This window comes from Thalassospira sp. ABL2_045, assembly GCF_056161285.1.
Genome location: NZ_JBSWYV010000005.1, coordinates 131,213 through 154,722, shown reverse-complemented (window position 1 = coordinate 154,722; position 23,510 = coordinate 131,213). Strand labels below are relative to the sequence as shown.

Sequence of the window (23,510 nt, the reverse complement as noted above, 5' to 3'; positions counted from 1 at the left end):
GACGGGGATTTTTGTTAAGCGCGGGTCAAAGAGCTTTAGCGGTCGCGCAGCTGACCATTGACCGTGACCGATTTGATTACCGCATACACCTTTTGATGGGGCTGCAGTTTCAGACGCGATCCGGACCATTTCGTGATTCGGGCGTGGATTTTCGGACGGCCGCTGGTTTCGGCCAAAAGGGTGGCGTCGGCATCCTGACCAAAGCACATGGTGACATCGATGGTATCGCCGGGCTCGTCACTGATTTTGGTGATGGTCACCGGGATGATGTTATTGGCACTGATGTCGCGCGGCGGGGTGCGGGCGATCATGACATCACGGGCACGCACATGCAGGCGAACCTTGTCTGATTGCGGCCGACCGAGATAGGGCACGACAAGGCGCTGTTCCCCACATTCAAGGAAGCTGACCTCGGCCTTGGGGTCGCGGCTGACAATCCGGGCGGGCAGGACGGTTCCGGCATCAAAGCGCCCGGCAAGCGGTGGCAGGTCGGTGCGGCCCAGCATTTCAAACACCGATCCGGTGGCAAGGGTTTTGCCCTGATCAATCACCACCATGTGATCGGCAAGACGGGCGACCTCGTCAATGGCGTGGGTGACATAAAGGATCGGTATTTTGCGATGATCGCGCAGCCATTCAAGATAAGGCAGGATTTCCTGTTTGCGGGCGTGATCCAAGGCCGAAAGCGGCTCATCAAGCAGCAACACATCCGGATTGGACAAAAGCGCCCGGCCCAGTGCGACGCGTTGCTTTTCCCCGCCGGATAACAGGTTGGGGCGACGATCCATCAAATCCGCGATATCAAGCATCGCAAGGATGGCCTGTTGTTCGTCCTGCGGCAGTTTGTGCGGGTTCCGCCTTGCGCCATAAAACAGGTTGTCGCGCACGGTTTTATGCGGGAACAGGCGGTTATCCTGAAACACACATCCCACCCGGCGTTCGCGCACCGGAAGGTTGATACCACGCGAATGTTCAAACAGAACATGGTCATTGATCTGGATATGGCCCCGATCCGGGCGGACCAGACCGGCAATCATGTTGACCAGTGTTGTCTTGCCGCTGCCTGATGGACCGAACAGGGCGGTAATGCCGGGTTCGGGAATATTGAATTCTGCCGCAAGCCGGAAGTCCTTGAACTGATGTTCGACATTCACACCGATGCTCATGACGCGGCCCTCTTGCGGATGCGGCGCAGCGCCAGTTCGGAAAGAAGCAAGCCGGTAAAGGCCAGACCGATGGAAAGGGCTGCAAGCCGTGCGGCCGCCAATTCACCGCCCGGTGTCTGGATGGCGGTATAGATCGCAAGTGGCAAGGTCCGGGTTTCGCCGGGAATGTTGGAGACGAACGTAATGATCGCCCCGAATTCGCCAAGACTTGCGGCAAAGGCGGTGATTGCACCGGCAATGATGCCCGGAAGTGCCAGCGGCAAGGTCAATGAGAAAAACCGGTCTATCGGCCCGGCCCCCAATGTTTCGGCAGCCTGATAAAGACCATGATTGACGTTCTCAAGGCTCAGCCGGATGGCGCGGACCTGAAACGGGAAGCTTACAATCGCCGATGCCAGTGCCGCACCCGTCCAGCTAAATACAAAGCGCAGATCAAATGTTTCATAAAGCCAGGCGCCCAGCGGGGCACGGGTCCCCATCGCGATCAACAACAGATAACCCATCACAACCGGCGGCAGGATCAGGGGCAGATGGACAATGGCATCCAGAATAAAGCGCCCGGGAAACCGTCCCAGGGCCAGGGCGGTCGCGACAACAACCGCAAAGGGCAGGGCACAGGCAACAGCAACGCCAGAGATGCGCAAGCTTAGAAGCAGTGCCTCGATTTCGGCGGGGGTCAAGCTGATCATTGTTCGGGCACGGCTGCCTGCGTTGTTGCAAGGGGTTCAAAGCCATAGTCGGCAAAAATGCGGCCCGCGTCATCCCCCAAAAGCCACAACAGGAATTTCATTGCACTGGTTTCGGCCTGATCGGCGATCAGGGCCACTGGATAGGTGATGGCCGGGTGACTGTTTTCGGGGAAGGTCCCGATGATTTTCACCTTATCGGAAATGCCGGCATCGGTTTGATAGACAATGCCAAGCGGCGCTTCACCACGTTCGACAAGTGCAAGGGCCGCGCGAACATTGTCAGCGCGTGCGAGCATTGGGTTGGTGTCTTCCCAAGCACTCAGTGATGTCAGCGCCTGCTTGGAATAAATCCCTGCCGGGACGTGGTCCGGGTCGCCGACTGCAATGCGGTCATCTGATCCAATCATAGATATCAGGTTGGTGGTCGCATCGATGGTGATCGGGCTAAGGGAACTGTTCGTGGGGGCGATCAGCACCAACCGGTTTGCCAGCAGATCATAGCGGCTGGTGGGATTGATCAGGTCCTGCTCATCAAGCCAGTCCATCCATTTTTCGTTGGCCGAAATATAGACATCCGCCGGTGCGCCTGCGGCAATCTGGCGCGCCAGTGTTGATGAACTGGCAAGTGACAGGCGGATTGTGTCGCCGGTTTTCTTTTCATAGGTGCTTGCTGCGGTTTCGATGGCGTTGGTCATGCTGGCGGCAGCAAAGACCGTAATATCGCGTGCCTGGGCACTTGCGGACATGCTGACAAGTGCGAGCAGCGTGACAAGAAAAAGGACGAATGCAGGTGAATTTCGGCGAAGCGTGTGGGGCATGGGGACTGTTGCTCGGCTTTAACGGGGGTGGCGTTGCGGATCACTATAGCGAAAATCGCTGTGAAACAAAGGCATGAGGGCGATCACCTTTGTAACGTGCCGATAAATGACAAGGCCCGCCGGGAGGCGGGCCAAAGATCAGAAGTGCTTGGTGGGATGATGATTACGAACAGACGGCTGCGCGCAATGGCTCATCCGGGCCCATATCAAACCACTCATCCATATCAGTCGGGAAGCCGTTGTCATCAAGTGCTGTTTCCGGCGTGATATAGCCACGACGACCTTGCGCACAATCAACAAGATGCGTGAGCGCCAGCGTTTCACCGCCCTTGCGCAGAAGCAGCGTCATGACGCGCTTTTGATCAGGGTTTTCGGGATTGGCGACCAGCTTGTCGTGATCAATAGCGGTAAAACGGTTGGTTGGCGCGGAAACAAGTGTCCAGGGTGCGAAGATGTTTTCGTCGGTGAATGTCTGGATGACACTGATGTTTTGTGGCAGGCGGGCTTCGTAACGGTCAAACCAAGTGTATTCATCCCAGATCATGTAGCCAAACATCGCAATCGCCGCGACAAAGGGGATGACATATTTCGGTGCTTTGCGGCCCCAAAGTCGGAACAGCAGCATGACCACACCAGCCGATGCAAACCCGACAACAACTGTCGTGAAGATGAAGACGTACATTATGCTGGTGGCTCCCGAATTACTGTTATTGTTGGTGGGGCATTTTTGACCCCTGATAACCGATTAGCGCAGTATCCGGTCGAGCTCAAGTTCGCCTTTTGGATCACGGTTGGCGACCTGGGCGAGAAACAGGCCAGATGCGGCAATGGCATCCGAAAGCGCATTATGCGCCCGGAAGGGCGGCAGGTTGTGATTTCGACGCAGGGTATCAAGGCGAAGGGCGCCGGCCTTCATCGGCTCCCCACTGCGACGAATGTCACGTAGCGCCAGCACAAGGGTATCAACGGTCGGAATTTGCAGCGGCGCACCAAAGCAGCGTTTGCAGGCCTGACCAAGAAAGCCGAGCTCAATCGGCGCATGGTGCGAAATCAAAACGCGCCCTGCCATTTGCGGCAACAGATGTTCAAGGGCAGCCTCGATATTCGGGGCGTCGGCGACGTCGCTATCGAAGATGCGATGCACCACGACGGAGCTTTCGCTAAGTTCCTTGGTGGGGCGGACCAGAATATGCTCGCAACTTGAAAAATCGACCGCGAGCTGGCGAATGATGACCCAGCCCAGGCTGACGATTTCTTCCCTTTTGGGATCAAGGCCCGTGGTTTCGAGATCAAGCGCGATGAATTCGGTTTCCATCACCGATCTTTCGGGATCGGCTGGCGGTACGTCGTAATAGGTCCGCAAGGGCCCGGTGGCCTTGCGTTGGACAAAATCACGGTATAGGCGGCTATCAAGGATCTTTTCGCGCAAACCCATCTTGATCACGTCCCACTTTTGCCAAAGGCGTGCTCAAGCGCGCTTTGCAGGTTCTTGATCACCGAGAAGGCGTCTTTGAGATGGCTGCGCTCGAATGCTGACAAGCTTTCGGGTTGCAGGAAGTTATCAGGCGCCTCGCCGCGCCGAATTTGCCGTACTTGATGTTTAAGCCGTGTGATGCTGATGAACTCAAACGCATCGAGAAGGTCAGATGCCCCCTGATTGCTGATCGACGGGAAGGCTTTGACGGCATTGAGGCGTTCATAGGTGTTGACCGCCTCAACCCCGTTGGCAAGGGCATGAATACGTGCCAGATCGACAATCGGCACCACGCCATTGTGTTTGAGATCAAGTGTTTTGTCATGCTCCCCGCCGCGGATCATGACGAAGTTTTTAAAGAAGCCAAGTGGCACATGATGGGTCAGCGCATTGCCGACCATATAGGCCTGGAAAATGCGGTTGTCCTTGGCCTTGGAAACAATCATGCGGTGCAGGTCGTCAAACAGGCTTTTGGTGCCATGAACCGGGCGCAAATCAAACCACACTGAACACAGCATCAGGGACTTTGGTTCGGGCTGTTCGATCCATTTATTGAAATATTGCTGCCAGGTGCGGGCCGGTTGGCGCCATTCATCGATCTTGGCCATCATGTCGCCGGGGCAATAGACATAGCCAACCTTGTGCAACCCGTCACAGACGTAATCGGCCAGTTTCTTGAAATACGCGCCGTGTTGATCAGGTTCAAAGGCGTCATCAATGATCAGGCAGTTATCCTGATCCGAAAGGGCGGTTTGTTCTTGGCGGCCCTGTGATCCGCCGGCCATCCAGACATAGGGAACGGGTGGGGGGCCAAATTCTTCTTCGGCCAATTGTAGCAGGCGCGCGGTTGCCGCGTCCGACAGGGTGGTCACGATATGCCCGGCATTATGTGATGTTGCGCCCGCCTCAATCAGGTGACTGAGGAGTTCGGGAACCTGTTCAATAACCTTGGCCATTTCTGCAGGGTCGGTCAGCTTGCCGATACGACCGGCCATGTAAACCGCTGACAGCGATTGGCGGGCGAGCAGGTTATTGGTGGTGATCATGCCGACCGCCTTGCCGTCATTCATCACCGGCAGATGGCGGATATTATTGCGCGTCATGGTCAGAAGGGCATCAAACGCATATTGATCGGGCGAGATCGAAATCGGCTTTTCGGTCATGATGCCCGTTACCGGCTCGTCATAGCTGCGGCCTTCGGCGACAACCCGGTTGCGAAGATCGCGGTCGGTCATGATACCGGCAACGCCGTCGCCGCCTTCGGTGATCAGCAGGCAGGATACCCGTTCCTTGCTCATGAGCTGGCCCGCTTCAAGGATCGATGCCGATTTGTCGATGCTGACCAGATCACGGGCAATCAGGTCACTGACCTTGACACTCATCAGTTTGAGCTGGTCGTCATCGCGGCTTTCAAGCAGCTGCATGCCGCTGCGTAGCCGATCACCCCCCATCTGCGAGAAGAAATAGCTAAATTGCGGGTACTTGCCCGTCAGATCATGGAAATCCTTTTCGGGCAGCAGGTAACACAGGCTGTCTTCAAGGGTGGTGATGTTGTTGGCAGCCCGTCCGTTTTGATACATCGCGCGCACGCCAAAACATTCACCCTCTGACAGGCGGGCAAGCAATTGCCCGTTCGGGTCACGGGTCTCAGTACCGCCGGTGCGGATAATATAAAGATGAAGGCATTGTTGTTCGGGCGACAGCACCTTGGTCCCGGCCCGGAAATAGCGGGCCTGCAGGCGTTTGGGCAGCGCATTTATTTCCGCATCGGGTAACAGATCGAACGGGTGGTGTTGTTTCAGAAACTCGGCAATTTCTTCGAGTTCGATGCTCATGACCTTTTTTCCTCCGCAAGGGCGCGCCCTGATTGCATTGTTGCCTGAGTGAAGCGGAAAAGAAAAGCCCCCGGATCAAGGATCCGGGGGCCCGCAACAGTTTTTGGCAAACTGGTTGACCGATTAGTGGTCAACCGCGCCACCGGCCCCTTTCGGAACGCGGATATCTTCAATCATGTGCTGGATATGCTCTGGCGGCTCTGCGGTGACTTTCGACACAGCGAAAGCAACGATGAAGTTCAGAACCATACCAACCGCACCAATACCTTCCGGCGAGATGCCAAACAGCCAGTTTTCAGGCGTGTTTGCAATGATCGGGTCGAAGAACACACCTTTATAGGCAAGGATATAGCCCATGGTGAAGACCAGACCGGTCAGCATGCCGGCAATCGCGCCTTCGCGGTTAACCTTCTTGGAGAAGATCCCCATGATGATAACCGGGAACAGCGAGGATGCGGCAAGACCGAAGGCAAAGGCCACCACCTGTGCGACAAAGCCCGGAGGATTGTAGCCCAGATAACCGGCAATCAGGATCGCGACCGCAGCGGCAACACGCCCTGCCATCAGTTCCTGTCCTTCTGTCATGTTTGGTGTGAATGTACCTTTGAGAAGGTCATGCGATACGCCAGACGAAATCACAAGCAACAGACCAGCAGCCGTCGACAGGGCAGCGGCAATACCACCTGCTGCAACCAGTGCGATGACCCAGTTCGGAAGCTGTGCGATTTCCGGGTTGGCCAGAACCATGATGTCACGGTCAACCTTCAGCTCGTTACCCTGCCAGCCGAACTCGGCTGCCTTGGCGGCGAACTCTGCGTTTGCATCGTTGTAGTACTGGATACGGCCATCGCCGTTTTTGTCTTCAAACGACAGGAGGCCGGTAGCTTCCCAACGTTTCATCCAGTCCGGACGTTCTTCGAATACAAGGTTGCCTTCCGGATCGCCGACTTCGCCGGTCTGGATGGTTTCGGTCAGGTTCAGACGAGCCATTGCACCAACTGCCGGAGCGGTGGTGTAAAGCAGCGCGATGAAGACCAGTGCCCAACCAGCCGAAGAACGTGCATCACGAACTTTCGGAACGGTGAAGAAGCGAACGATAACGTGCGGCAGACCTGCGGTACCAACCATCAGGGCAACGGTGATTGCAAAGATATCAATCGTTGACTTGCTGGTAGTGGTGTATTCGAGGAAGCCGAGTTCCGTCACAACCTGATTAAGGCGGTCAAGCATGAATTCGCCGGTACCATTCACGGTCGAGCCGAATGCCAGCTGCGGCAGCGGATTGCCGGTCAGCTGGAAGGCAATGAAGATTGCCGGAATGGTGTAGGCAACAATAAGAACGCAATACTGTGCAACCTGGGTATAGGTAATGCCCTTCATGCCGCCGAGAACGGCATAGATGAAGACGATACCCATGCCGACGATCAGACCGGTCAGGATTTCAACTTCAAGGAAGCGCGAGAACACGATACCAACGCCGCGCATCTGACCTGCCACATAGGTGAACGAGATAAAGATCAGGCAGATAACAGCAACGATACGGGCCGCTTTGGAATAATAACGGTCCCCGATGAATTCCGGCACGGTGAATTTTCCGTACTTGCGGAGATACGGTGCCAGAAGCATTGCCAGCAGGCAGTAGCCGCCAGTCCAGCCCATCAGGTAAACCGAGCCGCCATAGCCAAGGAAGGCAATGAGGCCAGCCATAGAGATAAAGGAAGCAGCCGACATCCAGTCTGCTGCGGTCGCCATGCCGTTGACGACCGGGTTAACACCTTTGCCAGCGACATAGAATTCGCCGGTGGTGCTTGCCTTGGCCCAGATCGCGATGCCGATATACAGCGCGAAGCTCAAACCGACGGCAATATATGTAAGGGTAGTAAGATCCATCTTGTCTGTCTCCCAGATACTGCGTCAGTCGTCGTCTTCCTGGACGCCGAATTCGCGGTCCAGTTTGTTCATCTTGGCCACATAGACGAAAATCAGTGCGACAAAGACGTAAATGGACCCCTGTTGAGCAAACCAGAAACCAAGCTGGAAGCCCGCTATTTCGATAGAATTGAGGGCATCGACAAACAAGATGCCGAAACCGTAGGAAACGATGAACCAGATCGCGACAAGCACCGAGACCAGTTTCACGTTTCTCTTCCAGTAGGCTGCGCTTTGTTCATCCATCGCGCGTCTCCTTCCTAGAAATGATAACTTTCCCTGCCGACATCATTTTTGAATTGTTTTTGCCGGCCGCATGAACGAGTGGCATCGAATGCATTGGGACACACTCATTGCCTGTAAAGGTCGATATCAGCTTTCGGGATTCGCCATAAGCTAATCATTAGTCGTATAGAACAGGGTGTTAGGGGCTTTGACGTCTGTGGCATGACTGAAAATAGTGACAGAAACCGGTCGGTTTTTATTGTGTGCGCTGCAGCATTTCAGGGTTGAACAAGCCATGCTGTTTCTGCCTAAAAAGTGACGTTTTCAGGGGGTAACTGAACGCGAAAGTGTCCTTTGCCGGTTTTTCGACGTGGAATCGTTGCAAGATTTGCGCGGTTGGGCCGGTAGTTTCGGGCTTCTGCGGTTTGAAGTTGTTAAGAGACAGCCTGTCGGTTACAAACGGGCACAGTATTTCAGGCACGCGCCTTGGGCGTGCCGTAGTGTTCCGGCCCGACGGGGCGGACCCAACGACTTTTGGATGGGGAATTTAATGGCATCCTACCAGTATATTTACGTCATGAAGGACCTGACCAAGATCCTTCCGGGCGGTCGCGAACTTTTCAAGGGCATCACGCTGTCCTTCCTGCCGGGCGTAAAAATCGGTGTTCTCGGGAACAACGGCGCAGGTAAATCGACCCTGCTGAAAATCATGGCCGGCATCGAGAAGGATTACGCCGGTGAGGCCTGGCCTGCTGATGGCGTCAATGTTGGCTATCTCGAGCAGGAGCCGCAGCTTAACCCGGAAAAAGACGTTCTTGGCAACGTCATGGAAGGCTGTGGTTCGATCGTTGACGATCTTGCGCGCTTCAACGAGATCAGCGGAAAATTCGCCGAGCCGATGACCGATGACGAGATGACAGAACTCCTTGCAGAGCAGGGCGAACTGCAGGAACGCATCGATGCGGCCAATGGCTGGGATCTGGAACGCACCCTTGAGATCGCGATGGACGCCCTGCGTTGCCCGCCCAAGGATGCAGACGTTTCCAAGCTTTCCGGTGGTGAGCGCCGCCGTGTGGCACTTTGCCGTCTTCTGCTCGCCAAGCCGGACATCCTGCTGCTTGACGAACCGACCAACCACCTTGATGCGGAATCGGTTGCGTGGCTTGAACGTCACCTTGAAGACTATCAGGGCACTGTCATTCTGGTCACCCACGATCGTTACTTCCTCGATAACGTCACGGGCTGGATTCTTGAACTTGACCGTGGTCAGGGCATCCCGTTTGAAGGCAACTATTCCTCGTGGCTGGAACAGAAGCAGAAGCGTCTGGAACAGGAAGCCCGTCAGGAAGGCAGCCGTCAGAAACAGCTTGCGACCGAATTGGACTGGATCCGTCAGAACCCGAAAGGTCGTCAGGCAAAATCCAAGGCCCGTGTCCGTGCCTATGATGATCTTGTCGCCGAGGCCGCAAAAGCGGTTCCGGATTCGACCAAGATCGTTATTCCGATTGCCGAGCGTCTTGGTAATGAAGTCATCACTGCCGAAGGTCTGACCAAGGCTTATGGTGACAAGCTTCTGTTCGAGAACCTTGATTTCCGTCTGCCGCCAGGTGGCATCGTCGGTGTCATTGGTCCGAACGGTGCGGGTAAAACAACGCTGTTCAAAATGCTGACCGGCAGAGAAAGCCCGGACGCTGGTGATCTGAAAATCGGTGAAACCGTCAAGATGGGCTATGTCGATCAGTCGCGTGATTCGCTTGATCCGAACAAGACCGTCTGGCAGGAAGTTTCCGATGGTCTTGACGAAATCCTTTTGGGCAAACGCCCGATGAGCTCGCGTGCATATGTATCGCAGTTTGCCTTCAAGGGGGCAGATCAGCAGAAGAAAGTCGGTCAGCTTTCAGGTGGTGAACGTAACCGTGTTCATCTGGCCAAGATGCTCAAATCCGGCGCGAACGTCCTGCTGCTTGACGAACCGACCAACGATCTTGATGTCGATACGCTGCGTGCGCTTGAGGAAGGTCTTCTCGAGTTTGCCGGTTGTGCCGTGGTTATCTCGCACGATCGCTTCTTCCTTGACCGTATCGCGACCCATATTCTTGCTTACGAAGGCAACTCGCATGTCGAGTGGTTCGAAGGCAACTATCAGGAATATGAAGCGGATTACAAACGCCGCTATGGTGAAGAGGCCAGCCGTCCGCACCGCATCAAATACAAGCCGCTCACTCGTTAAGGCGGGCTTTCGGTTTGAGATTAAAGGCCACCTTCGGCTGGCCTTTTTTATGTCTGGGCGATGGACCAAAACAAAACGGACCAAAACAAAAAAAAGCCACCCTCGCGAGGATGGTGGCTTTTGTATTTGGTGGTGAAGACGGTCTTTTCTTAAAGGCCGGTCTTTGCCTTCAATGCTGCGGTCAGGGCGCTGACATCGTCATTGTTTTGCTGAATGACCGATGTGAATTCGTCGCGCTGGGTGATGCCCATGCTCAGACCTTCGATGGAAACATCAATGATCTTGTAGCTGTCATCAAACACCCGCATCCGCCAGACGATGTTGACCGGCGGTCCGTCAGGACGGACAAATTGCGAGTCGACAAAGGTGTCCTTGTTCTTCTGGGTTTCATCGCCGACAACGAATTGTTCGCCGTTGAATTCCTTGAACTGGTTGGCGTAGTTCAGCGCCAGATAGTTCTGCAGCAGAACCGAGAACTCCTCGATTTCCTCTTTGGAGATCGAGCGCCAGTAACGGCCAAGCACAAAGCGCGAGACGACATCCATCGCAAAGTAGCGGTCCATCAGGGAGACGAACTTTTTACGACGGACCTCATCTGCGAGTGACTGGTCTGTCAGCTCGTTGATGGCCTGATCGGCCATGGTCTGAATGACGTCTGCGGCACTGGTTTCAACAGCGACTTCGGCAACGACATTGGAGGACGGGCTGTTTGCCAACGAAGGATTCGCCCAAACTGCCGCGATGGCGATCATCGCAGCAGTTGGTATGGCGATCTTGATATTTGCCATGACCGGCTCTTATTCGCTTGCCGCGTCAACAGCCTCGTCGAAGTCAAAAGAGGCACTTTCGTCTTCAACAGCTGTTGTTGGCGCCGGGGCACCATTACGGATCAGCGCGTTGCGCTGCTGACGATACAGGCTACGCAGAGCTGCATAATAATCGATCGACGATTTCTGCAGTTCGTTCAGCTGATTGATCGTGGCGTAGCGCGTATGCAGGGCGGTGAGACCGAGAGACCCCCAGTAAAGAGCTTCTGCGGTGTCGCTGTTTTCAGCGCCCCAGGTCAGCGGGTTGGCAACGTAATCAACGGCAATACCGGTCGTGTCACGCAGGTTGGACGGGCCAATCAGCGGCAGCACGATGTAAGGTCCGCCGCCAATGCCATAATGGGCAAGGGTCTGACCGAAATCTTCGCGGCGATACGGAATGCCAAAGTCGGTTGCAACATCGTTGAAGCCAAGAAGGCCAATCGTCGAGTTCATGATGAAACGCTGGAACGAGGCAGCAGCCTGATCCGGATCACCTTGCAGCAACGCGTTGAAAGAGTTCAACGGTTCGTTGATGTTGCGCACAAAACTTTTGACGGATGTTTTGACTGGTTCCGGGGCAATGTCGCGGTACCACATTGCAGCGGGATACAGGACCATGAAATCGACTGCGCCGTTGACGCCGTGAACAACACGGTTCACCGGTTCAAGCGGGTCGTAATCACTCGTGTCCTGAGCGGGTTCTGTCGATGCGCACGCGGTCAGCAAAGACAGCGATCCTGCGGCACAAAGCGAAAGCAAAGTTCGAAACTTCATTATTTTTAGCCAACCGATGTTCGATACACAGACTTCCCCTGACCCAAAACGTTTTTGGTGCGGGACACCAAAAAACGTTACCGATCAACTCCCTGCTCGCAAGGGCGACCATGTAACGCACACGCCTCAGATATCCATCTGGTTAGCATAGGGTGAATTTAAACACCAGCATACAAAAAGTTGATCGCGATCAAGCACTTTATGTGTGTGGCATTTGGGCAACATGTTTCACGGCGAAAATAGTCCTTGAACAAATATAAACATATCTTTATATCTTTCTCATCGACGTGGAGGGCATTGAGATGGAACAGGTTCTGGCAAGATTACGCGCAGCTGCCGAAGCAACACGGCTTCGTTTGCTGGCGATCTGTGCCGAGTGTGAACTGACCGTCAGTGAGATCACCCAAATCATTGGGCAAAGCCAGCCACGTGTATCGCGACATCTTAAGCTGTTGTGCGAAGCAGGCTTGCTGGTGCGTTTTCGCGAAGGTACTTGGGTTTTCTATCGTACACCGCATTCCGGTCCGGGGGCTGACCTTGTTCAGCCCGTTCTCGATCTTTTGCCCGAAGATGACGAAACGCTATCGCTTGATCGCGCCCGCCTTGACCAGGTGAAAGCCGAGCGTGAGAAGATCGCCACCGAATATTTCCGCGCGAATGCCGAAGACTGGGACCGGATCCGATCCCTGCATGTCGATGAAACCGTGGTGGAAAGGGCGTTGCTCGAGGCCGTGGGTGATTTGACCGGGGGTCGCATTCTTGATGTCGGTACCGGCACAGGGCGCATTCTTGAGTTGCTTGGGCGCAATGCCGAAGAGGGCGTTGGTGTTGACATGTCCCGCGAAATGTTGGCGGTGGCGCGTGCGCGCCTGCAACGTGCGGACTTGTCTAATTGCCTCGTTCGCCAGGCAGATATGTATCAGCTGCCTTATCCGGGTGGCATGTTTGATGTGGTGACCCTGCATCAGGTTTTGCATTTCGCAGAGAAGCCCGAGGCCGCCCTTGCCGAAGCCGCGCGGGTTCTCGCGCCGGGCGGCAAGCTCGTGATCGTCGATTTTGCACAGCACGAGCACGAAGAATTGCGTGAGGAACATGCACATCGTCGACTTGGCTTTGATGACGGGTCGATCAATGCGTGGTTCCGCATCAACAAGCTTGAGCCCGACAATGTGATCAGCCTGCCCGGAAAGCCACTTACAGTGCGGATCTGGTCAGCGCACCCGGTAACGGATCAGGCGGCAGACAAACCAGAAAACAGTTCTGAAAAGGCAGCCGAATAGCGTGCACTTTTTGAAACAGCAAGACAATAAGACCCGACCCAAGGGGCCAGCGCAGTAAAAAGCCCACAGGGAAAGCGAAGACAGGATTTAAATATTGATATGATGACGGTTCAGGAAATCAAGGCAGTACGCAAAAACCTCAAGGTTTCATTCGAATTCTTCCCGCCGAAAACCGAGAAGATGGAAGAAACCATGTGGCGGTCAATCCGTCGGCTTGCGCCGCTTAATCCGTCTTTCGTCTCTGTGACCTATGGGGCAGGCGGCACCACGCGTGGCCGCACCCATGGCAGCGTAACGCGGATTCAAAAGGAAACCGGCATTCCGGCAGCAGCCCACCTGACCTGTGTCGGCCACACCAAGGAAGAGATTGATCAGATCGCGCGCAGCTATTGGGATGAGGGGATCCGTTCGATCGTTGCGTTGCGCGGCGACCTGCCTGATGCCGGTGACAAGTATGAGCCGACCCCGGGCGGGTATGCCTATGCGGTTGATCTCGTTGCGGGGCTTAAGGAAATTGCTGATTTTGATATCTCGGTTTCGGCATATCCCGAAACCCACCCGGATGCGCCGAGTGCAGATTTCGAGATCGAGTATCTCAAACGCAAGATCGATGCCGGTGCAAACCGGGCGATTACCCAGTTCTTCTTTGATAACGAAACCTACCTTCGCTTCCGGGATAAATGTGTGGCTGCGGGCATTGATGCGCCGATTGTTCCGGGCATTCTGCCGGTGACCAACTTTGCCTCACTCTTGAAATTTGCCGATATGTGTGGTGCTTCTGTACCGCAGCGTTTGCATTGGCGGTTCGAAGGTCTTGATGAAGACCCCGATACGCGCCGCATGGTTGCATTCCATGAAGCGATTTCACAGGTAGAAGGTCTGATCAGCGAAGGTGTGACCGACTTCCATTTCTATACGCTAAACCGTGCCGAACTGACATATGCCATCTGTCATGCGCTGGGCATTCGCGTGCCTGAACAGGCTGCGGCCTGATCGTCCCTTTTGCTTTGACCGTGACGCATGACAAATTGACTGGATGAAAATGATGAATGATCGCAAGGAACGCATTGCCCTGCTGCGCAAAAAGGCCGAGGAAAAGATACTGATCCTTGATGGCGCAATGGGCACGATGATCCAGAAGCACAAGCTGACCGAGGAAGATTATCGCGGTGAACGCTTTGCCGACTGGAAACAGGATGTGAAGGGCAATAACGACCTTCTGTCCCTGACCCAGCCCGACATCATCAAGGACATCCATCTGCAATATATCGCAGCCGGTGCGGACCTGAACGGGACCAACACCTTTAGCGCGACCACGATTGCCCAGGCCGATTACGGCATGGAAGATCTGGCCTACGAGATCAATTACGAAAGTGCCAAGATCGCCCGTGCGGCCTGTGACGAATGGGAAGCATCCCACCCGGGGGACGTTCGCTTTGTCAACGGTGCCATCGGCCCGACCAACCGGACCGCATCCATTTCACCGGATGTGAACAATCCGGGCTTCCGTGCGATTACCTTTGATCAGCTGAAAGAGGCGTACAAGGAAGCAGCCAACGGTTTGCTTGATGGCGGGGCGGATACGCTTCTTGTTGAAACCATCTTCGATACGCTGAATGCCAAGGCAGCCTTGTTTGCCATTGATGAAGTTGTCGAAGAACGTGGTGAAGATGTGCCGGTGATGATTTCAGGTACGATCACGGATGCATCGGGTCGGACCCTGTCGGGGCAGACGACCGAGGCATTTTACAATTCCGTCCGTCATACCAAGCCCTTCTCGATCGGACTTAACTGCGCGCTGGGTGCGGCACAGCTGCGACCCTATGTGCAGGAACTTTCGCGCATCGCCGAATGCCGCGTGTCGGTTTATCCGAATGCCGGTCTGCCGAACGAATTTGGCGAGTATGACCAGTCAGCTCCGGAAATGGCCGCTTTGGTCGAGGAATGGGCCGAGGAAGGGATGGTTAATCTCTTGGGTGGCTGCTGTGGTACGACGCCGCCGCACATCAAGGCGATTACCGACGCCATTGCCGATGTCAAACCACGCATCGTGCCAAAATTCGAGCCGCGCATGCGTCTTTCCGGCCTTGAGCCGTTTGATGCCGCGTAACCCCGATATTGATTGCTGAAAAGAGATCGAAAAGACCCATGACCGACATTTCCAGATTTATCAATATTGGTGAACGAACCAACGTTGCCGGATCGATCAAATTCAAGAAGCTGATTGTCGAGGAAGACTACGATTCAGCGCTTGAAGTCGCCCGCCAGCAGGTCGAAAACGGCGCACAGATCATCGACATCAACATGGATGATGCGATGCTTGATGCCGAAACGGCGATGGTCAAGTTCATCAACTTGATCGCGGCCGAACCGGACATCGCGCGTGTGCCCATCATGGTCGACAGTTCCAAATGGAACGTGATTGAAGCAGGCCTTAAATGCCTGCAGGGCAAGGGCATCGTTAACTCGATCAGTCTGAAAGAAGGCGAAGAGCCCTTCATTGCGCAGGCCAAGATGCTTCGTCGCTATGGGGCGGCCGTTGTCGTCATGGCCTTTGATGAAAAAGGTCAGGCCGATACGGTTGATCGCAAGTTTGAAATCTGTAAACGCAGCTATGACGTGCTGGTCGAGAAAGTCGGCTTCCCGCCGGAAGACATCATTTTCGATCCGAATATCTTTGCCGTCGCAACCGGTATCGAAGAACACGACAATTACGCGGTCGATTTCATCGAGGCGTGCCGTCTGATCAAGAAACATCTGCCCTATGCCAAGATTTCCGGCGGTGTTTCAAACGTGTCCTTCTCGTTCCGTGGCAACAACCCGGTGCGTGAAGCGATGCATTCGGTGTTCCTGTATCACGCTATCAAGGCGGGACTGGATATGGGCATCGTCAATGCCGGTCAGCTGGTTGTTTACGAAGAAATTCCCGAAGAACTGCGTGAACGCGTTGAAGACGTCATCCTCAACCGCCGTTCGGATGCGACCGACCGGTTGCTGGAAGTTGCCGAGAAATACAAAGGCACAGGCGGGCCCGAGAAAAAGGCCGACCTTGAATGGCGTAAAAAGCCGGTCAATGAACGTTTGGCACATGCGCTGATCAACGGCATTGCCGAATATGTCGAAGAAGATACCGAAGAAGCCCGTCAGCAGGCCGACAAGCCGCTTCATGTGATTGAAGGGCCGCTGATGGATGGCATGAACATCGTTGGTGACCTGTTTGGTGCCGGCAAGATGTTCCTGCCTCAGGTGGTGAAATCCGCCCGCGTGATGAAAAAGGCCGTTGCCTATCTGATTCCCTTCATCGAAGAGGAAAAAGACGGCAAGCACGAAACCAATGGCAAAATCCTACTCGCGACCGTTAAGGGCGATGTGCATGACATTGGCAAGAACATCGTGGGCGTGGTTCTGCAATGTAACAACTTCGAGGTCATTGACCTTGGCGTGATGGTGCCGACCCAGAAAATCATCGAGACCGCCAAGGAAGAAAACGTCGACATGATCGGGCTTTCGGGCCTGATTACGCCGTCGCTTGAGGAAATGACCTATGTCGCGGCCGAGATGGAACGCGAAGGTCTTGATATCCCGCTTCTGATTGGCGGGGCGACAACATCGAAGGTCCATACCGCGGTCAAAATTGCGCCGAACTATCTGAAATCATCGGTGGTTTACGTGATCGATGCATCTCGTGCGGTCGGTGTCGCAAGCCAGCTTCTGTCCGAAACCCATCGCGAACGCTTTGCGACGGAAATTCGCAATGAATATGTGGCGATGGCTGAAAAGCATGCCGCACAGCAGTTGCAGAAAAAGCGTTTCTCGATTGTCGATGCACGTGCCAACAAGGCACAGCTTGATTGGGATAACTTCGAGGCACCTGTTCCGCTCAAACCGGGGATTACCCTGTTTGAGGAGTTCGACCTTGAAGAGCTGCTGGAACGCTTTGACTGGAAACCGTTCTTTGAGACCTGGGAACTGCATGGCCGTTTCCCGGATATCCTCAAGGACGAGAAGGTCGGCGAAACCGCGCGCGGACTGTATGAAGACGCGCAGGAAATGCTCAAGAAAATCATTGCCGAAAAATGGTTCAAGCCAAAGGCGGTGGTTGGTTTGTGGCCGGCCAACTCGGTCGGTGATGACATCGAAGTTACCCCGGCCCCGGATCACAATGAACCGGTGATGCTTCATACCCTGCGTCAGCAGATGTACCGCGAAAACAACAAGCGCCCGAACCGGGCATTGGCCGATTACATCGCGCCGAAAGACAGTGGCAAGACCGACTATATCGGTGCCTTTGTCGTGACGGCCGGGCCGGAAGTCGAAGAGATTGCCGGCAAGCTCGAAGCCGAGCATGACGATTACAACGCCATTCTGGTCAAGGCCCTTGGTGACCGCTTTGCCGAGGCCTTTTCCGAGCGCATGCATGAAAAAGTCCGTAAGGAACTTTGGGGCTATGCCCCGGATGAGGCGCTTGGCAATGATGATCTGATTGCCGAAAACTATCGCGGCATTCGTCCGGCACCGGGCTATCCCGCATGCCCGGAGCACACCGAAAAGGGCATTCTTTGGGAGCTGCTTGACGCGGAAAAGAATGTCGGTGTGTCGCTTACCGAAAGCTACGCCATGACGCCTACCGCATCGGTTAGCGGTTTTTATTTCGCCAATCCGGATGCCAAATATTTCGGTCTTGGCAAGATCGAGCGCGATCAGGTGGAAAGCTATGCCGAGCGTAAGGGCATGACCCTGGCAGAGGCTGAGCGCTGGCTGGCGCCGAACCTGAACTACGATCCGCGTCAGGCGAAATAATCGCCTGTCCGGTCGCAAGAAAAAGCCCCGCAGACTGCACTCTGCGGGGCTTTTTTGTTTTAGGGGTAATGCGCCCTAGTGGGTGGGGCGACAGAACTTGCCACGTTCGGTAATGCCGACAATCACAATGCCAATCAGTCCGAGCGAGAAGTAACCCGCCAGAAGCGGGATCACGGTGCCGTTAAACTGCTGCCCGATAATGCCGCCGGCAATCACGCCAATCAGCGTGCTGTAAACGCCAATCATCGAAGATGCGGTTCCAGCAATCGCGCCGACCGGTTCCATGGCCAGTGAGTTGAAATTCGGCATGGTCAGCGAGAAGCAGAACAGGATCGTTGTCAGGCCGATGCCAAACAGCGGCAGGGGCGGCTGCCCATCAAACCAAATCGCAATCAGAACATTGATCAGGCTGCTGCCGGTCATCACGAACAGTGCGATATGCGAAATCTTGTGCATGCCGATCTTGCGCACCAGGCGGGCATTGACGAAGGATGACACGCTCATGCAAGCAGCAATCATCCCGAAGACCAGCGGGAACCAGACGCCAAGGCCATAGACCTCGGTTTCAAATATCTGCTGGGCCGACCCGATATAGGCCATCAGGGAGGCAAACATCATGCCCATGGCGGTCGCATAGCCAAGCGTTTGGCGATTGGTCACCGTGGTTTTGATGTCGCGACCGACCCGGCGCAGCGACAATCTGTGCCGGTATTCCGGGTGCAGGGTTTCAGGCATGCGCAGCAGATACCAGCAGACAATCGCAATCGCGAGGACAAGCGTACTGACAAAGATCATATGCCAGTTGGCCAGTGCGAGGATCAGGCTGCCAGATGCAGGGGCGAAGACGGGCAGGACAATGAACACCATCATGACAAAGGACATGACACGGGCCATTTCGCGACCTTCAAAACAGTCACGGGTGATTGCCATGGTCAGAACGCGCGGCGCAGCGGCCCCAAGGCCTTGCACAAAACGCGCAGCAAGAAGGTACTCGAAGCTGTCGGCAAAGATCGCCATGACGGTGCCAACGCAATAGATACCAAGGCCGGCAATCAGGGTGGGGCGGCGGCCAAAGCTGTCAGCAAGCGGGCCATAGACGATCTGCATCAGGCCAAACGCGATCATGAAAACATAGATCAGCATTTGCATGCGGTTGCCGTCTTCGATGCCATAATCCGCTGCAATCGGGCCAAAGGCCGGCAAAAGGTTATCAATCGACAGGGCGACCAGACCGATGGTGATGGCCATCAGGCAGATAAATTCAACAAGTCCTGGCAACGGCCGTGCCGCCTGCGTACCCGTTGGTCGAGGGTCATTCATTATTTTTGGTTCCGTTGAGAACAATTGGTGGCGTTTCTGGCCCCGCTTTCACGTAGCGCGAGCAGAATGGTGCATTTCGTGTGTTTTTGGCAATGACGGTTTTCTTAAACGGGATCGCGGCACTGGGGCTGCCCTGAACCCGGGTCACTTGTTGTTACATATCCGCCCTGATCAATCAATGGGTGTCAGAAATGCGAAAATAACCGTGGTCTTGCTTGTCTTTACCCTTTATTCGCAGGAAAACGTGATCCTATGATCTTGCTGCGTTTCTTATCGCCAACCCCGGTATTGCTGATATGGCTGAAAAGCTTCTGAAATCGAACATCTTTTTGAACCGTCTGCGCCGCATCGTCAAAAGCGAGCAACTGGTTCTGTCGATTTTGGCGTTACTTGTCGGGGCATTGGCCGGGGGCGGAACTATCCTGTTTCGCGACGGTTTGTTGTTCATCCAGTCGCTGTTTTTCGGAACCGGCGAAGAAGCCCTTCACCGCCACCTCAGCGAAATCCCGGTCTGGCAGCTTATTCTTGCGCCGACGGTAGGCGGTCTGATTGTCGGTATTTTCATCTACAAGTTTCTACCTGAAAAGCGCCCGCACGGGGTTGCCGACGTCATTGATGCCGCGTCCTTCCATGACGCCCGCATGTCAACGCGCTGCGGGATCAAAAGTGCGATTGCCAGTGCTGTCTCGCTTGGCAGTGGGGCATCCCTTGGCCGTGAAGGGCCGGTTGTTCATATGGGGGCATCCTTTGGGGCGTGGCTGGCGCGTATTCTTCATTTGCGGCGTTCAGCCTCAAGAACCTTGTTGGGCTGTGGCGTGGCGTCAGCCGTTGCGGCATCGTTCAATGCGCCACTTGCCGGGGCGCTGTTTGCCCATGAAGTCGCACTTGGTCATTATGCCCTGACAGCCTTTGCGCCGATCGTGCTGGCATCTGTGACCGGAACGGTGATCACGCGGATCTATTATGGCGATGAAGTCGCCTTTCTGATCCCGGGCCATGATATTCAGTCGTTCTGGGAATTTCCTGCTTTTGCCCTTCTGGGGATTATTGCCGGGATTGCGGCGGTGCTGGTCGTGCGCGCCATTCCGATTGTCCAAAGAACGGCAAATCGCACCAATGCACCGCTTTGGGTAAGACCCGCGGTGGCGGGATTGATTGTCGGACTGGTCGCCATACTTTTTCCGCAGATCGTCGGTGTCGGCTATGGGGCGATGAACGATGCGCTCAATGAAAGCTATAACCTGACCTTCCTGATCGGCTTGCTGCTTGCCAAGGGGTTTGTGGTGTCGATCTGCATGGGGCTTGGTTTCGCCGGTGGCATGTTCAGTCCGGCCCTTTTCCTTGGCGCGATGCTGGGTGGGGCGTTTGGTATTATCGCCACCAATGTCTTCCCCGACCTGTCATCGGGCTATTCGGCCTACACACTTGTTGGCATGGGTGCCGTGGCGGCAGCTGTCCTTGGCGCGCCAATTTCTACCACGCTGATCATCTTCGAACTCACCGGTGATTATGCCCTGACGGCGGCGGTCATGGTGGCGTCTGTTCTGGCGACGGTGGTGATGGATCAATTCCAGGGTGGATCGTTCTTCCAGTGGCAACTAAAATGCCGTGGCGTTTCGACCCGCTGGGGCCGGGAAGTCAATTTGCTACGCACGATCAAGGTCGCCGAGATCATGAAGCGGGAATACGAAACCGTCCCGCTTGGCGAGGGGCTGACAACAGTGCGGGAAAAACTGATCAATGCCCCCTATTCAGAACTGTTTGTCATTGATGACCAGGGCAAGCTGCATGGCACGATTACCCTGACGGATTTGCGTCACGCCGCCTTTGATCCCAAGTTGGGGGATGAGGTAACGGCAGGCCAGGTCGCACGATCAAAGCCGCCGGTTCTGTATCGCACTGATAGTATCGAAAAGGCCATCAAACTGATGGAACAAACCGGCGAGGAACATCTGCCGGTCCTTAACAGTGCCGAGGAACGCCATATCATCGGGTTCGTTCATGAAAAGGATGCGATGATGGCCTATAACAACGCGTTGCTTGAGCTTCAGAGCGAAGACCGCGGCGACGCGCCGCCCAAGCTGTTCTGATATTTTCAAACAAAAGAAAAGAGCAGCGCTGTACGGCGCTGCTCCGTTCAAGGTTTTATGGCCGATGTGATCAGGCGGCCAATGCGGGTTGCTGTCGTGCTGGCTGACCAGACATGACCTGGGCTGCGACCCGGCTATCAAGACCGGCAACGTCTTCGGGAAGATCGGTTGCAGCCTGCTCGGCTGCGTCATCGATCTCCTGACGTTCCCTGCGTTTTTCAATCTCGGCCTTTTTGTCCTGTTTTTCGTCCTTTGTTGGCGGACTGAAATTGTCACGAAGGGCTGATTTGAATTCCTCCTCGGCATCCTGCTCAGCAAGTGCAGGGTCGTCATTTGCCGGATCGGAATTTGAGGAAACGACGTCATCGGCAGTCTTGATACTGTTTGCGCTGTCATTGGCTTTGACGGCATCCATGGCCGCAGCAAAGCTTGATGACCCGCTTCCGATATCCTGAAATTCAAGCATGACGGATTGAACCGCATCCGAAAGCTGGCTTTTAGACGAGCCCCCCTCAGATCCGATTGCCCCAACACTTGCTACAGGTGCAGCGCTACCTGCGCTAAAACCTTCGATACCTTCGTGTGCACCTGGCCGTTCCGCGGAACTGGCCCGGGTTGACATCGGCAACCCGTTGCCCAATCCAAAAATAGTACTCATTGCGAGATACCTTTCTTCTGGGATGCACAAAGCACGGCCAACACCCCCCGAATGTCTCTGGGCGCGTCAGGCGTGCTTACCATCAGAAATCAAAGCAATTTTCAGACCACGGTTGCGGGACGCAAGGGTTCGCAAATTACATGCGAAGACGATTGAATAGCGCGATAAGGCCGCAGGCCGTTCTGACATCCTGCCTGAGGCGACGGACGGCAGAAAATACCGATACCAAAGAAGGTTACAGGTCGTAGGACTTATCTATTAGGCTATGGCAAGACGGTCGAACTTTCCCAGAAGCAGGACGCGTGTCGATAAGATATGAAGCTCCACCTCATTGCCGGTGCCAGACCCAACTTCATGAAGATCGCACCCCTGTGGCGCGCGTTGCGGAACCATCCGGTCATACGTCCTTCTTTTGTCCATACCGCCCAGCATCGCGATGATGCGATGTCCTCGGCGATTTGGCGGGAACTCGGATTGCCAGACCCGGGTCACGTCCTGAACTGGGCGGCGTCAGAAAACAGCGATCCCGTCGCCGACATGATGCGGGCCTATGAGGCGTTGTGCCATGCAAATCGACCTGACATGGTTCTGGTCGTTGGGGATGTGAATTCGTCCCGGGCGGCTGCGATGGTCGCGGCAGAAATGGCAATACCCCTTGTGCATCTCGAAGCGGGGCTACGGTGTTATGAACCCGACATGCCGGAAGAGCACAACCGCATCGCGATTGATCACAAGGCGGATCTTTTACTGACGCACTCAAAGGATGCCGACGAAAACCTGATCGTCGAGGGGATAGAGGCAGATCGTATCAAGCTGGTTGGCAATATCATGGCCGACACGCTTGTGATGATGCGGCCGCAAATTGACCGGGAGGATGCTGCCAGTAAGGTTGGCGTGCCGAAGGGGCGCTATGTCCTTGTGACGTTGCATCGGCAAGGTAATGTCGATGTTTTGGCAAGGCTTCGACAGATTTGTCAGGCATTGAAGGAACTGGGCGACAAAGCAGAGGTCTGCTTTGTCCTTCATCCTAGAACAGAAAAGCGCCTCGCGGAATTAAGTTCGATCGATGATCTGAGTGCCGCGGGAGTTCGGTTGTTGCCGCCGATGGGCTATGTCGAGTTTGCAAGTTTGATGCAGGATGCCGGTGTCGTGGTGACGGACTCCGGCGGGGTACAGGAAGAAACAACCTGCCTTGGCGTGCCCTGTCTAACCCTGCGTAGATCGACAGAACGTCCGATCACCATCATCAAGGGAACCAACAGGCTGGTCGATATAGAAGAATTACTGCCCTCCGTGATGTGTCGATTACAAGAGACGACACTCCCAAGAAGGGCCACTTCAATCCCGTTTTGGGATGGTAAGGCCACTGGCAGGATCATTGACGTGCTTGAAGAGTTTTCATCCCGCTAGGTG

At 55.0% G+C, this 23,510-nt stretch carries 19 protein-coding genes; 7 read left to right on the top strand and 12 right to left on the bottom strand.

The window, feature by feature from the left end:
* Positions 1–35 precede the first annotated feature (35 nt).
* The 8 genes from modC to ACXAIA_RS09820 form a co-directional block, all read right to left on the bottom strand.
* Positions 36–1,166 (bottom strand): molybdenum ABC transporter ATP-binding protein, encoded by a 1,131-nt coding sequence (gene modC / locus ACXAIA_RS09855; RefSeq protein ID WP_475349170.1) that lies wholly within the window; start codon positions 1,164–1,166, stop codon positions 36–38.
* Positions 1,163–1,855 (bottom strand): molybdate ABC transporter permease subunit, encoded by a 693-nt coding sequence (modB, locus tag ACXAIA_RS09850; protein ID WP_475349169.1) that lies wholly within the window; start codon positions 1,853–1,855, stop codon positions 1,163–1,165. Before modB ends, modC begins: the two co-directional genes overlap by 4 nt.
* The gene (modA, locus tag ACXAIA_RS09845; RefSeq protein ID WP_475349168.1) at positions 1,852–2,673 is read right to left on the bottom strand and encodes a molybdate ABC transporter substrate-binding protein; all 822 of its coding nucleotides are present in this window, start codon (positions 2,671–2,673) and stop codon (positions 1,852–1,854) included. The genes modB and modA overlap by 4 nt, the downstream gene beginning before the upstream one ends.
* Positions 2,674–2,836: 163 nt before the next feature.
* Positions 2,837–3,355, bottom strand: a complete 519-nt coding sequence (locus tag ACXAIA_RS09840) for a hypothetical protein (RefSeq protein ID WP_475347180.1) — start codon at positions 3,353–3,355, stop codon at positions 2,837–2,839.
* Positions 3,356–3,418: 63 nt separating this feature from the next.
* Positions 3,419–4,108 carry an exonuclease domain-containing protein gene (locus tag ACXAIA_RS09835; protein WP_475349167.1) on the bottom strand — a complete coding sequence of 230 codons (690 nt, stop codon included), beginning with the start codon at positions 4,106–4,108 and terminating at the stop codon, positions 3,419–3,421.
* A gap of 5 nt (positions 4,109–4,113) precedes the next feature.
* Positions 4,114–5,982, bottom strand: coding sequence for a DUF294 nucleotidyltransferase-like domain-containing protein (locus ACXAIA_RS09830; RefSeq protein ID WP_475349166.1), 1,869 nt, complete (start codon positions 5,980–5,982; stop codon positions 4,114–4,116).
* Positions 5,983–6,105: 123 nt separating this feature from the next.
* Positions 6,106–7,872, bottom strand: coding sequence for a sodium:solute symporter family protein (locus ACXAIA_RS09825; protein ID WP_475349165.1), 1,767 nt, complete (start codon positions 7,870–7,872; stop codon positions 6,106–6,108).
* 24 nt (positions 7,873–7,896) lie between these two features.
* The gene (locus ACXAIA_RS09820) at positions 7,897–8,157 is read right to left on the bottom strand and encodes a DUF4212 domain-containing protein (protein WP_475347184.1); all 261 of its coding nucleotides are present in this window, start codon (positions 8,155–8,157) and stop codon (positions 7,897–7,899) included.
* A 529-nt stretch (positions 8,158–8,686) separates the two neighbouring features.
* Between ACXAIA_RS09820 and ettA the strand changes: the two genes are divergently transcribed.
* Entirely contained in the window at positions 8,687–10,366 is a 1,680-nt protein-coding gene (ettA, locus tag ACXAIA_RS09815; protein WP_475349164.1) for an energy-dependent translational throttle protein EttA, read from the top strand.
* A 149-nt stretch (positions 10,367–10,515) separates the two neighbouring features.
* Here the strand turns inward: ettA and ACXAIA_RS09810 are convergent, their stop codons facing one another.
* The gene (locus ACXAIA_RS09810) at positions 10,516–11,154 is read right to left on the bottom strand and encodes an MlaC/ttg2D family ABC transporter substrate-binding protein (protein WP_475349163.1); all 639 of its coding nucleotides are present in this window, start codon (positions 11,152–11,154) and stop codon (positions 10,516–10,518) included.
* Positions 11,155–11,163: 9 nt separating this feature from the next.
* Positions 11,164–11,949 carry an MlaA family lipoprotein gene (locus tag ACXAIA_RS09805; protein ID WP_475347187.1) on the bottom strand — a complete coding sequence of 262 codons (786 nt, stop codon included), beginning with the start codon at positions 11,947–11,949 and terminating at the stop codon, positions 11,164–11,166.
* Positions 11,950–12,251: 302 nt separating this feature from the next.
* Between ACXAIA_RS09805 and ACXAIA_RS09800 the strand changes: the two genes are divergently transcribed.
* The 4 genes from ACXAIA_RS09800 to metH all read left to right on the top strand — a co-directional run bounded on the left by ACXAIA_RS09800 (position 12,252) and on the right by metH (position 18,029).
* On the top strand, positions 12,252–13,229 hold the full coding sequence (locus ACXAIA_RS09800; protein WP_475349162.1) for an ArsR/SmtB family transcription factor: 978 nt from the start codon (positions 12,252–12,254) through the stop codon (positions 13,227–13,229).
* Between the two features lie 99 nt (positions 13,230–13,328).
* The gene (metF, locus tag ACXAIA_RS09795; protein ID WP_475349161.1) at positions 13,329–14,222 is read left to right on the top strand and encodes a methylenetetrahydrofolate reductase; all 894 of its coding nucleotides are present in this window, start codon (positions 13,329–13,331) and stop codon (positions 14,220–14,222) included.
* 49 nt (positions 14,223–14,271) lie between these two features.
* On the top strand, positions 14,272–15,339 hold the full coding sequence (locus tag ACXAIA_RS09790) for a homocysteine S-methyltransferase family protein (RefSeq protein ID WP_475349160.1): 1,068 nt from the start codon (positions 14,272–14,274) through the stop codon (positions 15,337–15,339).
* 38 nt (positions 15,340–15,377) lie between these two features.
* The gene (metH, locus tag ACXAIA_RS09785) at positions 15,378–18,029 is read left to right on the top strand and encodes a methionine synthase (RefSeq protein ID WP_475349159.1); all 2,652 of its coding nucleotides are present in this window, start codon (positions 15,378–15,380) and stop codon (positions 18,027–18,029) included.
* A gap of 75 nt (positions 18,030–18,104) precedes the next feature.
* On the opposite strand, the gene ACXAIA_RS09780 is transcribed toward metH, so the two are convergent.
* Positions 18,105–19,349 (bottom strand): multidrug effflux MFS transporter, encoded by a 1,245-nt coding sequence (locus tag ACXAIA_RS09780; protein WP_475349158.1) that lies wholly within the window; start codon positions 19,347–19,349, stop codon positions 18,105–18,107.
* A gap of 296 nt (positions 19,350–19,645) precedes the next feature.
* Here ACXAIA_RS09780 and ACXAIA_RS09775 point away from each other — a divergent pair, with 296 nt between their 5' ends.
* Positions 19,646–21,439, top strand: a complete 1,794-nt coding sequence (locus ACXAIA_RS09775; RefSeq protein WP_475349157.1) for a chloride channel protein — start codon at positions 19,646–19,648, stop codon at positions 21,437–21,439.
* A 70-nt stretch (positions 21,440–21,509) separates the two neighbouring features.
* On the opposite strand, the gene ACXAIA_RS09770 is transcribed toward ACXAIA_RS09775, so the two are convergent.
* The gene (locus ACXAIA_RS09770) at positions 21,510–21,905 is read right to left on the bottom strand and encodes a hypothetical protein (protein ID WP_475349156.1); all 396 of its coding nucleotides are present in this window, start codon (positions 21,903–21,905) and stop codon (positions 21,510–21,512) included.
* Positions 21,906–22,412: 507 nt separating this feature from the next.
* Between ACXAIA_RS09770 and wecB the strand changes: the two genes are divergently transcribed.
* The gene (gene wecB / locus ACXAIA_RS09765) at positions 22,413–23,507 is read left to right on the top strand and encodes a non-hydrolyzing UDP-N-acetylglucosamine 2-epimerase (protein ID WP_475349155.1); all 1,095 of its coding nucleotides are present in this window, start codon (positions 22,413–22,415) and stop codon (positions 23,505–23,507) included.
* Positions 23,508–23,510: the final 3 nt, after the last annotated feature.